This window comes from Oricola thermophila, assembly GCF_013358405.1.
Taxonomy (GTDB): domain Bacteria; phylum Pseudomonadota; class Alphaproteobacteria; order Rhizobiales; family Rhizobiaceae; genus Oricola; species Oricola thermophila.
The window spans coordinates 3,259,666-3,272,534 of record NZ_CP054836.1 but is presented as its reverse complement, the minus strand read 5'-3'; the positions used below and the strand labels follow the sequence as shown (position 1 = coordinate 3,272,534).

At 66.3% G+C, this 12,869-nt stretch carries 10 protein-coding genes; 3 read left to right on the top strand and 7 right to left on the bottom strand.

Translation table 11 applies throughout. From position 1 onward, the window contains the following. Positions 1-30: 30 nt before the first annotated feature. From addB to trxA, 3 genes are all read left to right on the top strand, one after another. Positions 31-3,138: a double-strand break repair protein AddB gene (gene addB, locus HTY61_RS15730; RefSeq protein WP_175277687.1), complete on the top strand. Its 3,108-nt coding sequence runs from the start codon at positions 31-33 to the stop codon at positions 3,136-3,138. Beyond that, a complete protein-coding gene (gene addA, locus HTY61_RS15725) occupies positions 3,131-6,631 on the top strand; it encodes a double-strand break repair helicase AddA (RefSeq protein ID WP_175277686.1) in 3,501 nt (1,166 codons plus the stop codon). The genes addB and addA overlap by 8 nt, the downstream gene beginning before the upstream one ends. 84 nt (positions 6,632-6,715) lie before the next feature. After that, complete coding sequence (gene trxA / locus HTY61_RS15720) at positions 6,716-7,039, top strand: thioredoxin (RefSeq protein WP_175277685.1); 324 nt, start codon at positions 6,716-6,718, stop codon at positions 7,037-7,039. Between the two features lie 49 nt (positions 7,040-7,088). Here trxA and HTY61_RS15715 read toward each other — a convergent pair whose 3' ends face one another. The 7 genes from HTY61_RS15715 to HTY61_RS15685 all read right to left on the bottom strand — a co-directional run bounded on the left by HTY61_RS15715 (position 7,089) and on the right by HTY61_RS15685 (position 12,846). Beyond that, positions 7,089-8,384 (bottom strand): bifunctional folylpolyglutamate synthase/dihydrofolate synthase, encoded by a 1,296-nt coding sequence (locus HTY61_RS15715; protein ID WP_175278592.1) that lies wholly within the window; start codon positions 8,382-8,384, stop codon positions 7,089-7,091. A gap of 96 nt (positions 8,385-8,480) precedes the next feature. Continuing rightward, a complete protein-coding gene (gene accD / locus HTY61_RS15710; protein ID WP_175277684.1) occupies positions 8,481-9,464 on the bottom strand; it encodes an acetyl-CoA carboxylase, carboxyltransferase subunit beta in 984 nt (327 codons plus the stop codon). A gap of 41 nt (positions 9,465-9,505) precedes the next feature. Next, positions 9,506-10,345: a tryptophan synthase subunit alpha gene (gene trpA, locus HTY61_RS15705; RefSeq protein ID WP_175277683.1), complete on the bottom strand. Its 840-nt coding sequence runs from the start codon at positions 10,343-10,345 to the stop codon at positions 9,506-9,508. A gap of 26 nt (positions 10,346-10,371) precedes the next feature. Then, the gene (gene arsC, locus HTY61_RS15700) at positions 10,372-10,719 is read right to left on the bottom strand and encodes an arsenate reductase (glutaredoxin) (RefSeq protein WP_175277682.1); all 348 of its coding nucleotides are present in this window, start codon (positions 10,717-10,719) and stop codon (positions 10,372-10,374) included. After that, positions 10,716-10,964, bottom strand: coding sequence for a hypothetical protein (locus tag HTY61_RS15695; protein WP_175277681.1), 249 nt, complete (start codon positions 10,962-10,964; stop codon positions 10,716-10,718). Before HTY61_RS15695 ends, arsC begins: the two co-directional genes overlap by 4 nt. Then, positions 10,961-12,181 carry a tryptophan synthase subunit beta gene (trpB, locus tag HTY61_RS15690; RefSeq protein ID WP_175277680.1) on the bottom strand — a complete coding sequence of 407 codons (1,221 nt, stop codon included), beginning with the start codon at positions 12,179-12,181 and terminating at the stop codon, positions 10,961-10,963. Before trpB ends, HTY61_RS15695 begins: the two co-directional genes overlap by 4 nt. Continuing rightward, on the bottom strand, positions 12,178-12,846 hold the full coding sequence (locus HTY61_RS15685) for a phosphoribosylanthranilate isomerase (RefSeq protein ID WP_175277679.1): 669 nt from the start codon (positions 12,844-12,846) through the stop codon (positions 12,178-12,180). Before HTY61_RS15685 ends, trpB begins: the two co-directional genes overlap by 4 nt. Between the last annotated feature and the right edge of the window lie 23 nt (positions 12,847-12,869).

Sequence of the window (12,869 nt, the reverse complement as noted above, 5' to 3'; positions counted from 1 at the left end):
CGGGAATCACCCCGTAGCAAGAGGCACTCCTTGGTCGGTTACGTCCAGCCGCGCGTCTATACCGTTGCTCCCGGCGTACCGTTTTTGCCGGCGGTTACGCGCGCCTTGTGCGATGGCGAACTAGTGCCCGGATTTCGCTACGGGGGCGATCCCCTCCAGTTGTCGACGGTTTCCATCTATGTGCCGACGCGGCGCGCGGCTCGCGAGATGCGCTCCGCCTTTCTCGATCACCTTGGCGGCAGCACCATCCTGCTACCGCACATCCGCCCGCTCGGCGAATTCGACGAGGATGCCCATTTCTTTGACGGTGACGACGCCGCGGTCATGGACATTCCTCCGGCCATGGACCCAACCGAGCGCCAGCTGCTCCTGGGAACGCTGGTTCGCCAGTGGACGAAGCACCTGAAGATCGATGTCGGCAGGCTCTATGGCGAGGAGTCGATCCGTACGCCGGTCTCCGCTGCGGATGCATTCTGGCTGGCGCGCGACCTCGCCGCCCTGATGGACCAGTTCTCCACCGGCCAGGTCCAGGTGACGGACATCGCCGGCCTCGATACCGCCGAGCTGCCGGAATGGTGGAAGGTGACGCTCGCCTTTCTCGAGATCATGCGAAGCGAGTGGCCGGACATCCTGGCGGAACGCAACGCGCTCGACCCGGCCGAGCACCGCAACCGCCGCCTGCTGGCCGAGGCGCTGAGGCTGAAGCGAAATCCGCCGCAAGGTCCGGTGGTGGTCGCCGGCTCGACCGGCTCGATCCCCGCCACGGCGGACCTGATCGCCACCGTCGCGCGCCTCCCCATGGGCGCGGTGGTCTTGCCCGGTTTCGACCGCGACATGGACGCCGAATCGCGTGACCTGCTGGCTTCCGACGAGGATGTGTCGTCCGTGATCGGACATCCGCAATATGGCCTGCACAAGCTCGCCGGTCGCATCGGCGTCGCGCCCGACGCCGTTGCGCCGCTTGGTGGCGAGGAGTCCGAAGCGATGCGCATGCGCCGCCTCTGGGTCGCCGAAAGCCTGCGGCCTTCGGCCGTGACGCACCGCTGGACGGCGACGCGCCGGGCGGTTGCCGATTCGGCCTTCGAGAATGTCTCCCTTCTGGTTGCGCCCAACGAGCATCTCGAGGCTGCAGCCATTGCAGCCGCGCTGCGGGAGGCGATCCACCGTCCGGAAGCCACCGCCGCGCTTGTCACGCCGGACCGCGAACTCGCCCGCCGCGTCGCTGCCGAACTGGCGCGATACGGAATCGTTGCGGCGGATACCGGCGGCACGCCGGCGGCTTCCACGCCCCAGGGGCGCCTGCTGACGTTGGTGCTGCAGACCGTTTTCGGCGCCAGCGATCCGGCGACGCTGCTGGCGCTCGCCAAGCATCCGCTGGTTCGCCTTTCCGCCCCTCCCGGGGATCATGCCGCCATTGTCTCGCTTTTCGAGATGGCGATCCTGCGCGGCGGCACCGGACGTATCGGTCCCCGGGCGCTGGTTGATCTTGTCCGTCGCCGCCGGGCGGAAGCCGGGCGCACCGATATCCGGGTCTCGCCCTGGCTGAAGGAGGTGGACGATTCGGGATTCGATCGCCTGATCGCCTTTGCGGAGAGGTTCGAGGCGGCGCTTGAGCCGCTGGCAGGGCTTGCGGCCCGTGACGAGGAGGTTTCGCTGGAAGCGCTCGTTGCCGCGACCGTCCGCACGCTGGAAGCGCTCGCTCGCGACGAGAACGGTTTTCATGATGCGCTCTATGACGGCGAGGCCGGCGCCATGCTCCGTTCCTTCCTGTCGGGTCTTGTCGCCGCCGAGGTGCCTCTCTTCATGACGGCAGCGGAGTGGCCTCAGGCCGTGGAGGCGCTGATGGCCGATCTCGCGGTCAAGCCCGCGCCCGGAGGCCATCCCCGAATCAGTATCTGGGGCACGCTGGAGGCTCGCCTGCAAACCGTCGACCTTGTGGTTCTGGGCGGCCTGAACGAGGGTGTCTGGCCGGCGCAGACGCGTGACGACCAGTTCCTGACCCGCGGCATGAAGGCCGGCCTGGGTCTCGAGCCGCCGGAGCGTCGGATCGGGCTGGCCGCGCACGATTTCCAGATGGCGATGGGGCAGGAACGCGTGATCCTGTCGCGGTCGGAACGCGCCGAGGGTGCGCCGTCCATCGCGTCGCGCTGGTGGCAGCGCCTGACGACCTTTGCCGGCGAAGAGGCGGTGAAACGGATGACGGCGGAAGGCAATCGCTGGCTCGAATACGCCCGCGCCATGGAAGAAGGAATTCCGGCCAGGCCGGCGCCTCGGCCGAACCCGGCGCCGCCGCTTGCCGCGCGTCCGAAATCGCTCTCCGTCACCGAGGTCGAGACCCTGATCCGCGATCCCTACGCGATCTATGCGAAGAAGGTTTTGCGCCTGCGACCGGTCGAGGAACTGGTGCGAGATCCCGGCGCCGCGGAGCGCGGTTCGCTGTTTCACGCCATATTCGAGAATGTCGTCAAGGAGCGCGTCGACCCGCTCGGTGATCACGCGCTCGACAAAACGCTGGAAATCGCTCGCCGGCTGTTCGATGCGGAAGACCTGCCGCCGGATATCCGCGCCATCTGGTGGCCGCGCCTCGAGGCCGCCGCGGCCGGTATCGTTGCCTGGGAGGCCGGGCGAGCTGCATCGGTCGAGCACCGGTATGCCGAGGTCGACGCCGATCCCGTGGAGGTCGGGGCGACCGGCGTTCGCCTGACCGGCCGCGCCGACCGCATGGACCTGCTGCCCGGCGGCGCGGTCGACATCATTGATTTCAAGACCGGCGGCCAGCCGTCCGCGAGGATGGTCAAGGCGCTGCTTGCGCCGCAATTGCCGCTGGAGGGCGCGCTGCTGCGCCGCGGCGCATTCGGGGATCTGGGCGCCGCCGATCCGGCCGCCATGCTCTACGTGAAGATCGAGGCGCGTGGAGAGGTCCGGCCGGTCGATGTGCTCAAGGGAGAGGTCGACCCTGTGGAACTGAGCGATGCCGCATGGGACAAGCTGGCGGCAATGCTTGCGTATTACGGTATCGAAACGAACGGCTATCTCGCCGGCAGAATGCCGCAGAAGCTGCGTGACCGGCTCGGTGACTACGATCACCTTGCCCGCATGCACGAATGGCGCTCGGGCGGGGACGGCGGCGATGAGTGAACGGCGCCAGATACAGCCCGACACCGACACGCTTTCGCGCCAGGCCGTCGCGGCGAGCCCGGAGCGCTCGGTCTGGGTGTCCGCCAATGCCGGCTCCGGCAAGACCTATGTGCTCGCAACCCGCGTCATCCGCCTTCTGCTGGCCGGCACGGACCCTTCGCGCATTCTTTGCCTGACCTACACCAAGACCGCTGCGGCGGAAATGAAGGATCGCGTGTTCAAGCGACTCGGCGCCTGGGTGACCATGCCGGAAGCCGACCTGCGGGAGGAACTGGAAAAGCTCGAGGGCAGGACGCCGGACTCCGGCAGGCTCGCCTTCGCCCGCTGCCTTTTCGCCCGCGCGCTGGAAACGCCGGGCGGACTGAAGATCCAGACCATCCACGCCTTCTGCGACGCGCTTCTGCATCGCTTTCCGCTGGAGGCCAACGTTCCCGGTCATTTCGAGCAGCTCGACGACGACATGATCGCTGCGCTGATCGGAGAGGCGCGCACCGAGATGCTCTCCGGCATCGACGCGGGCCGGATCGCGGACGTGGCGGAGGCATTTCGGACCGTGATCGAGCTGACCGGGGAGAACGGCCTCGATGCCCTGCTCGACGAGGCGGTTCAGAACCGCTCGAAACTGGTCGCCTTCCTGCGTCACCTGAATCCGGCAAGGGACCGCCGCGCTTTCTATCGGACCGTTTTCGGCTTTGCCGAGGGCGATTCGCGGGACACGATCGTCGCTAGGGCGCTGAAGATCCTGCGCGCGAATGCACCCGTCATGCGCGAGGTTCTGGATGCCGCCGCCGGTGTCTCCGCGAAGACCGGTCGCGCCTTCGCCGAGGGCTTTCTCGCCGCGCTTGATGCCGACGACGCCTTCGCCGCCTTCGAGGAGTTGTTCTATACGAAGGCGGGAGCGCCGCGTTCCACCGGGACCCTCATGAAGGACAAGGCGGTACAGCAGGTTGCGGGATTCGAGGCCGCCCATGCGAGCGCCTTCGAGGCGATGCAGGAAGCGCGCGACCGCATCGCGCTGCTTGCCCAGATCGACAACACGCTTGCGGCGCTGACCATCGTTGATCGGCTCCTGTCCGGCTACGAAAGCCTGAAGCGGCGGCGCGGCTATCTCGATTTCGACGACCTGATCGAGCGCACGGCCAACCTTCTGGCGCGGCCGGATGTCGGCGAATGGGTGCGCTACAAGCTCGACCAGGGCATCGATCACATTCTCGTCGACGAGGCGCAGGACACCAGCCCGCGCCAGTGGCAGGTCATCCGCGCACTGTCCGACGAGTTCTTTGCCGGCGAAGGTGCACGTCAGGCGCGGCGCACCCTGTTCGCCGTCGGTGACGAGAAGCAGTCGATCTATTCCTTTCAGGGTGCCGATCCCGTGAGTTTCGGCGAGACCGGAGAGGCGGTGCGGCGGAAGGCGCGCGCCGTCTTCGGCGAGGAAGGCTTCCGCGACGTGCCGCTGGAAACCTCTTTCCGCTCCACCCAGGACGTCCTGAGCGCCGTCGACAAGGTGTTCGAGTTTGAGGCGAACCGTGCCGGTGTCGCCCTTTCGTCTGGCCCGATCCGCCACGTCTCGTTGCGAAAGGACCAGCCGGGGCGGGTCGAGATATGGCCGTTGGTCAAGGCCGAAAGGCAGGAAGAGCCGGAGGACTGGACCGCGCCGGTGGACGCGCCGCGTCCGCCCGCAGTCATCGTGGCCGAACGTATTGCCGATACGGTGTCACGCTGGATACGCGAGGGCGACATCATCGAGGGGCTCGGCCGTCCGGTAACGGCCGGCGACATACTGGTTCTTGTGCGCAGCCGAGACAGCTTCATTGTCACCCTGTCGCGCGCGCTGAAGGATCGCGGTGTCCAGGTCGCCGGCGCGGACCGGCTGAAGATGACCGACCACATTGCCGTGCTCGATCTGCTGGCGCTTGCCCGCTTTGTCCTTCAACCGGCCGACGATCTGTCGCTGGCGGCTCTCCTGCGCTCGCCCCTCTTCGACCTGTCCGAGGAAGCCTTGTTCGCGATTGCCCACGACCGCGGTTCGATGACCCTGTTCGAGTCGCTGGAAGTGGCGGCGGCAACCGATGACGCGCTTGCCGGCATCCATGCCACGCTGTCGCGCTGGCGCGAGCGTGCGGCGGCACTGCCGGTCTTCGAGTTCTATGCCTCGATCCTTTCCGGCGAGGGCGGCCGGGAGAAGCTTATCGGCCGTCTCGGCCCGGAAACGCCCGACATGCTCGACGAGTTCATGCGCTATGCACTGGCGCAGGAACGCGCCGGCCTGCCGGCTCTGCAGAACTTCGTTTCGGTCCTGGAAGCGGCCAGCCCGGTCATCAAGCGCGAGATGGATCCGTCACAGAACCAGGTCCGCATCATGACGGTGCATGGAGCCAAGGGGCTCGAGGCACCGGTGGTTTTTCTGGTCGATCGCGGCTCGGCTCCGCACAATTCGCGTCACGCAGACGGATTCCTGGAGATTCCCGTCGAGGACGGCGAGCCGGTCATCCTGTGGAACGCCGTATCGAAGCTGAAATCCCCGGTTTCCGAGGCCGCCAGGGCCGAGATCGCCCGCAAGGCCGAGGAGGAATATCGCCGCCTGCTCTATGTCGGCATGACGCGGGCCGCCGACCGCCTGATCGTTGCCGGTTACGCCGGGGTGAATGGTGGCGGCGACAACACGTGGCATGCCGTGGTCGAGCGCGCCCTCGCCCCGGAATCCGTGCCGGTCGCCTATCCGGATTTCGAGGCCCTGCGCTTTCAGGTCACAACCGCACCGCCACTGTCCGTGGAAGAAAGGAAGACCGAAAGCGCGCAGACTGTTCCGCTTCCGTCATGGTTTCGATCACGGGTTCCGTCGGAACCGCCCCTGCCGCGGCCGCTGGCCCCTTCGGGGGCATCCGGGATCGCCGTCGAGCGCGAACGGGACACCGCCGAAACAGCCGGTGCCCCGTCACTGCTTGCGGGCGCGGCCGACGATTCGCCGTCGCTCGCCGTGCGGCGCGGTATCGTCCTGCACCGGCTGCTCCAGATGCTGCCCTCGGTTCCGACCGGCGAGCGGCGGCGCAAGGCGGCCGAATACTGCCATCGTTTCGATCATCGCTGGGACGCGGAGGACATCGCCGATATCGTCGGCCAGGCCTTTGCCATTCTCGAGGATCCGGCCCACGCGCCCCTGTTCGGCGACAACACGGCCGCGGAGGTGCCGGTCATGGGCACCCTGACGATCGGCGGCGAGGAACGCGCGGTGTCCGGCGTTATCGACCGCATAGCCGTGACGGACGATCGCGTGCTGCTTGTCGACTACAAGACCAATGCCCATCCGCCTTCGGGGCCGCGGCAGGTGCCTGATGTCTATCTGCGCCAGATGGCACTTTATCGCGCGCTCGTCGCGCCGCTCTATCCGGACAGGCCGGTTGACGCCTACCTGCTCTACACCGCCGGGCCGCGCATGATTGCCCTGCCCGGCGAGTTGCTCGACGCGGCGCTGGATTCGCTCGCGCCATCGTGATCTGCGGCAAATCGGGTTCTGGTCTTGACTCGTTTGCTCTGATACCCAGATGTCACCCGAATTGCGAAAACAAGGAGAGCCGATATGGCGACCGTCAAGATCGACAGCAGCAACTTCCAGAGCGACGTGCTCGGCGCTTCGGAGCCCGTGGTCGTGGATTTCTGGGCCGAATGGTGCGGACCGTGCAAGATGATTTCCCCGGCGCTGGAGGAGATCTCCGAAGAGATGGACGGCAAGGTCAAGATCGCCAAGGTCAATGTCGACGAGAATCAGGACCTGGCCGTGCAGTACGGTGTCCGCTCGATTCCGATGCTGCTCATGTTCAAGAACGGCGAGATCGCGGACCAGATGGTCGGCGCGGCGCCCAAGGCCCGCCTGATGGACTGGATCAAGAGCGCCACCGGCTGACGCTCCCGGTTCGGGAACATGCACGAGCCCGGCCATGCGCCGGGCTTTTTCATTCCGGAAAGGTTCCGTTCTCGCGCAGCACCTCGCCGGCGAGATAGAGCGATCCGCCGATCAGCACCCGCGGCGGCGGTTCCATCCGGTTCCAGCCCTCGCCGAGCAGACGAAGCACTTCCTCCACGCTCTTCATCGGCTGCGCGGACAGCCCTGCGGCTACCGCGTCGGCTGCGAGTTCTTCCGGATCGACGCCGGCGTCGCTGTCGGTTACAGGCACGGTGAAGACGTGCCGCACCATGCCCTCGAAGGCGTGGAAATAGCCGGTGGCGTCCTTGGTGTTGATCATGCCGGCGATCAGGAAGAGCGGACGTTCCGCGCGATCCTGCATGCCGGCCAGCGTCTCGGCGATCATTGCCGCCGCGTGGGGATTGTGCCCGCCGTCGAGCCACAGTTCGGAGCCGTCCGGCAGCAATGCCGAAAACGGCCCGGCGGGCAGCCGTTGCATGCGCGCCGGCCAGGTCACGGTCTGCATTGCCCTTTCGGCCTCGTCCTGGGAAATTTCGTAGCCGGCGGCGGAGACCGCCGCCAACGCCGTGGCCGCGTTGGCCAGCTGGTGTCGACCGTGCAGTCCGGGCAGAGGCAGGTCCATCAGTCCCGCCACGCTCTGGAACACCATGCGTCCGTGTTCCTCGTAGGCATAGAAATCCTGGCCGTATACGGAAACGGGGCAATCGAGCCGCTCCGCGGTCTCGAGCAAAGTTTCGCGCACCAGGTCGCTGTCCTGGTAGCCGATCACCACCGGCGCACCCGGTTTCATGATACCGGCCTTTTCCGCCGCGATCAGCTCGATCCGGTCGCCCAGATAGGCCTGGTGATCCAGTCCGATCGGCATGATGACGCTGGCCGCGGGGCTGGTGATCACGTTGGTGGCGTCGAAACGGCCGCCGAGACCGACCTCGACGATCGCCGCATCGGCGGGATGTTCCGAGAACAGCACGAACATCACCGCGGTAAGGATCTCGAACACCGTGATCTGCGCGCCGTCATTGGCAGCGGCCACCCGGCGAAGGGCGTCGGCCAGCGCCTCGTCCTCGACGAGGCGGCCGGCCTCGCCTTTCCGCCCGATGCGGAATCGCTCGTGCCAGCGCACGAGGTGCGGCGACGTGTGCACGTGGACCGACTTGCCCGCCGCTTCCAGCAGCGCGCGGCAATAGGCGGCGCAGGATCCCTTGCCGTTGGTGCCGGCGACATGGATCACCGGCGGCATGCGGTCCTGCGGATTGCCGAGTTTCTCCAGCAGCCCGGAAATGCGGTCCAGCGAAAGGTCGAAACCTTTCGGATGCAGTTGCATCAGGGCGTCGATCTCGCGCTCGGCGAGATCGCCCCGCTTGTCGGATGCGGGCGATCCGGGGCGGCGTTGGGCCGGTTTGGTCAAGTCAGTGTCCGATCAGGCGCTCTCGGATTTCTTCTGGTCCGCGTCCGCCGCTTCCTCGGCCGCCGCGGGTTCGGCTTTCTCTTCCGTGTTCTCCGCCTTCGCGGGTTGGGGCTCTTCCTTCGGCGGCGCCAGCTTGGGCGTGGCGGCCGGCTGTTTCAGCAGCATGCGCAGCAGCCGCGCGATCGTCGGCTTCAACTCCTGGCGCGGCACAACCATGTCCACCATGCCGTGTTCGAGCAGGTATTCCGAGCGCTGGAAGCCCTCGGGCAGCTTCTCGCGGATTGTCTGCTCGATCACCCGCGCACCGGCGAAGCCGATCACCGCGCCGGGCTCCGCGATGTGGATGTCACCCAGCATGGCGTATGACGCGGACACGCCGCCGGTCGTCGGATTGGTCAGCACGACGATGTAGGGAAGGCCTGCTTCCTTGAGCATTTCCACGGCCACGGTGGTCCGCGGCAGCTGCATCAGCGACAGGATTCCTTCCTGCATGCGCGCGCCGCCGGAGGCGGCGAACAGAACCATCGGCCGCTTCTTCTCGATCGCCGTCTCGAAACCCTTGATGATCGCCTCGCCGGCGGCGATGCCGAGCGAGCCGCCCATGAAGTTGAAATCGTGCAGGCAGGCGACGATCGGCAGGCCCTCGATCGTGCCCAGCGCGTTGACGATGGAATCGTCCAGCCCGGTCTTGTTCTTGTTCTCGCGCAACCGGTCCGTGTACTTCTTCTGGTCGCGGAACTTGAGCGGGTCGACGGGGACTTCCGGGTTGGGAATGAGCTCGTAGACGCCGCTGTCCATGAAGTGGCGCAGCCGCTCCTTGGCGGAGATCTTCATGTGGTAGCCCGAGGACGGGATCACCCACTGGTTTTCCTCGAGATCCCGGTGAAACACCATCTCGCCGGTCTCCGGACACTTGATCCAGAGGTTTTCCGGCATTTCGCGGCGCCCGAGCATCGAGTTCAGCCGCGGGCGGACATAGTTGGTGATCCAGTTCATGGAAGAACCCCGTATGTTCCTGTCAGGTCAATCTGGCGAGTCTATTTGGCGGCTTCAAGGCGTGCGCCGCGCACGCCGGCGGCAAGTCCGCCGACCAGCGTCGCCACGGCTTCCACCGTGTCGCCCGTCGCCCTGTTTTCGTTGTCGAGCGTGTTGGCGACCGCCTGCACGATCGCCGTTCCGACGACGACGCCGTCGGCATCGCGGCCGATCGTCCTGGCCTGTTCGGCGGTCTTGACGCCGAAGCCGACGCAGACCGGCAGGTCGGTGTGCCGCTTGATGCGGTTGACTGCATCCGCCACTGCGGAGGTCGACGCGATGGCGCCGCCGGTGATCCCGGTCATCGACACGTAGTAGACGAAGCCCGACGTATTCGCGAGCACCTTGGGAAGCCGCTTGTCGTCGGTCGTGGGCGTCGCCAGGCGGATGAAGTTAATGTCGGCTGCGAGTGCCGGCAGGCACAGCTCCTCGTCCATCTCCGGCGGCAGGTCGACGATGATCAGCCCGTCAACGCCCGCGGCCTTTGCGTCGGCGAGAAACCGGTCGACGCCGTAGACGTATATCGGATTGTAGTAGCCCATCAGGACGATCGGGGTGTCGGTGTCCTCCTCGCGGAAGGCCCGTACCATGTCGAGCGTCTTTTCCAGTGTCTGGCCGGCTTTCAGCGCCCGCAGTCCCGCCGCCTGGATCGCCGGGCCGTCGGCCATCGGGTCGGAGAACGGCATGCCGAGCTCGACCACGTCGGCGCCTGCCGCGGGCAGCCGTTTCAGGATGGCGAGCGAGGTCTCGAAGTCGGGATCGCCGCTCATCACGAAGGTCACCAGCGCCGGCCGGTTTTCCTCCCTCAGCTTGGCGAAACGGGCATCCATGCGTGCAGTCATTGCATTCGTTCCTTCTGGCGGGCGGCCTAAAGCAGCTCCAGCACCTTTTCCTTCGGCCGGCATAGCGCCGCGCCCTTGTCGGTCACCACGATCGGCCGGTTCATCAGGATCGGGTACTCGACCATGAAGTCGATCAGTTCGTCGTCTGACCATTTCGGATCGTCGAGGCCGAGTTCGGCATAGGGCGTGCCCCTCTCGCGCAGGATCGCGCGCACCGGTTCGCCCGTCGCCCGCAGGATCTCGACCAGCCTTTCCCGGCCCGGCGGCGTTTTCAGATATTCCACGATCTCCGGCTCGATGCCCTTCTCGCGGATCATCGCCAGCACGTTGCGGGACGTGCCGCATTTCGGATTGTGATAGATCGTCACCGTCATCCTTCGGCGGACTCCCGGATGCTGATTGTCACCGTGAAGGCGTAGAAACCGTGTTTCGCGATGCGCGAGACCGCTTCCTTCGGGTCGAAGGCGATGCGCGGCTCGCCGTCGTCGGGAATGCGCGTGAGGAATTTCAGGTTCTGGCTGCGGCGCACGCCCTCGGCGTTCTCGCGCGTGTCGCCTTCCTCGATCGCCACGTAGTGCAGCGGGTTCTGTTTCGATTGGTAGATCTCGAAGGCGGTCATAGCTCGTGCCCGAGTATCTTGCCGACGGTGAACACGTCCTTGTCGCCGCGTCCGCACAGGTTCATCACGATGATCTGGTCCTTGCCCATCTCGGGCGCCCGCTTGATCACCTCTGCCAGTGCGTGGGAGGGTTCCAGTGCGGGGATGATGCCTTCCAGGCGCGTCAGCAGCTGGAATGCCTCCAGGGCTTCCGTGTCCATGATCGGCACATATTCGACGCGGCCGGTCTCCTTCAGCCAGGAATGTTCCGGCCCGATGCCCGGATAGTCCAGGCCCGCCGAGATCGAGTGGCCGTCCTTGATCTGGCCGTCGCCGTCCTGCAGCAGGTAGGTGCGGTTGCCGTGCAGCACGCCCGGCGACCCGGCGGTCAGCGAGGCGCAGTGCTCGTCTCCCTCCAGCCCCCTGCCGCCGGCTTCCACGCCGACGATCTGCACGTTCTTGTCGTCGAGGAACGGGTGGAACAGGCCGATCGCGTTGGATCCGCCGCCGACGGCCGCGACGATCATGTCGGGGAGCCGGCCCTCGACTTCCATCAGTTGCTGCTTCGCCTCCCTGCCGATCACAGACTGGAACTCGCGCACCATCTCCGGATAGGGATGCGGACCCGCCGCGGTGCCGATCAGGTAGTAGGTCGACTCGACATTGGTCACCCAGTCGCGCAGCGCCTCGTTCATCGCGTCCTTAAGCGTGCCGTGGCCCGAACTGACCGGCGTCACCTCGGCGCCGAGCAGCTTCATGCGGAACACGTTCGGCGCCTGCCGCTCGACATCGGTCGCGCCCATGTAGACATGGCACGGAAAGCCGAAGCGCGCCGACACGGTCGCCGACGCCACGCCGTGCTGGCCAGCGCCCGTCTCGGCGATGATGCGTGTCTTGCCCATCCGTCGCGCCAGCAGGATCTGGCCGAGGCAGTTGTTGATCTTGTGCGATCCGGTGTGGTTCAGCTCGTCGCGCTTGAAGTAGATCTTCGCGCCGCCGAGATGCTCGGTCAGCCGTTCGGCGAAATAGAGCGGCGACGGCCGGCCCGTATAGTGCGTGTTGAGATGCTCGAGCTCGGCGCGGAATTCGGGGTCGTTCTTCGCCTCCTCCCAGTGTTCCTGGAGGTCGAGGATGAGCGGCATCAGCGTCTCGGCGACGAAGCGGCCGCCGAAGATGCCGAACATGCCCTGCTCGTCTGGGCCCGTACGAAAGGAATTGGGTTCGGCCGGCTTGTTCATGTCCTGCTCCCGTTTCGGGCGTCGGCCGCCCGCGCCGCTTTCAGGAAGGCGGCGATCCTGTTGATGTCCTTTACGCCGGGGGCGCTTTCGACCCCTGACGACACGTCGAGCCCGCGCGCGCCCGTCACGGCCAGCGCTTCTGCCACGTTTTCGGGATCGAGGCCACCGGAAAGCATGTAATCGATGCCATCGTCAAGCGTGGCCAGCAGTTGCCAGTCGAAGGAGACGCCGTTGCCGCCCGGCAGGTCGGAACCGTCCGGCGGGCGGGCGTCGAACAGGAAGCGGTCCGCCACGCCCAGGTAGGGCACGCATTTGGCGAGGTCGGCCGCTTCGCGTATGGCCAGCGCCTTCATCACCGGCAGGCCGTGCCGTTCCCTGATTTCGCGCACCCGATCCCGCGATTCGCCGCCATGCAGTTGCAGCATGTCGGGCTTTGCCAGCGTGACGATGGATTCGATGAAGGCGTCGTCGGCATCCACTGTCACGGCGACGGTCTTCGCCCCGCCCGCGCGGGCGCGTCGTGCCAGTGCCGCGGCGGTTTCGACGTCCACGTTGCGCGGGCTTTTCAGGAAGAAGATGAAGCCCACATGCGTCGCCCCGCCGTCAAGCGCGGCGTCGATGGCTTCCGGCGTCTTCAGGCCGCAGATTTTGATGTCGAGGGTCATGCAAACGAGATAATGCCCGTACG

Excerpts from the sequence above, each read along its gene's own strand:
- addA (WP_175277686.1), top strand. The coding sequence starts at position 3,131 with ATGAGTGAACGGCGCCAGATACAGCCCGACACCGACACGCTTTCGCGC.
- trxA (WP_175277685.1), top strand. The coding sequence starts at position 6,716 with ATGGCGACCGTCAAGATCGACAGCAGCAACTTCCAGAGCGACGTGCTC.
- HTY61_RS15715 (WP_175278592.1), bottom strand. The coding sequence starts at position 8,384 with ATGCAACTGCATCCGAAAGGTTTCGACCTTTCGCTGGACCGCATTTCC.
- accD (WP_175277684.1), bottom strand. The coding sequence starts at position 9,464 with ATGAACTGGATCACCAACTATGTCCGCCCGCGGCTGAACTCGATGCTC.
- trpA (WP_175277683.1), bottom strand. The coding sequence starts at position 10,345 with ATGACTGCACGCATGGATGCCCGTTTCGCCAAGCTGAGGGAGGAAAAC.
- arsC (WP_175277682.1), bottom strand. The coding sequence starts at position 10,719 with ATGACGGTGACGATCTATCACAATCCGAAATGCGGCACGTCCCGCAAC.
- HTY61_RS15695 (WP_175277681.1), bottom strand. The coding sequence starts at position 10,964 with ATGACCGCCTTCGAGATCTACCAATCGAAACAGAACCCGCTGCACTAC.
- trpB (WP_175277680.1), bottom strand. The coding sequence starts at position 12,181 with ATGAACAAGCCGGCCGAACCCAATTCCTTTCGTACGGGCCCAGACGAG.
- HTY61_RS15685 (WP_175277679.1), bottom strand. The coding sequence starts at position 12,846 with ATGACCCTCGACATCAAAATCTGCGGCCTGAAGACGCCGGAAGCCATC.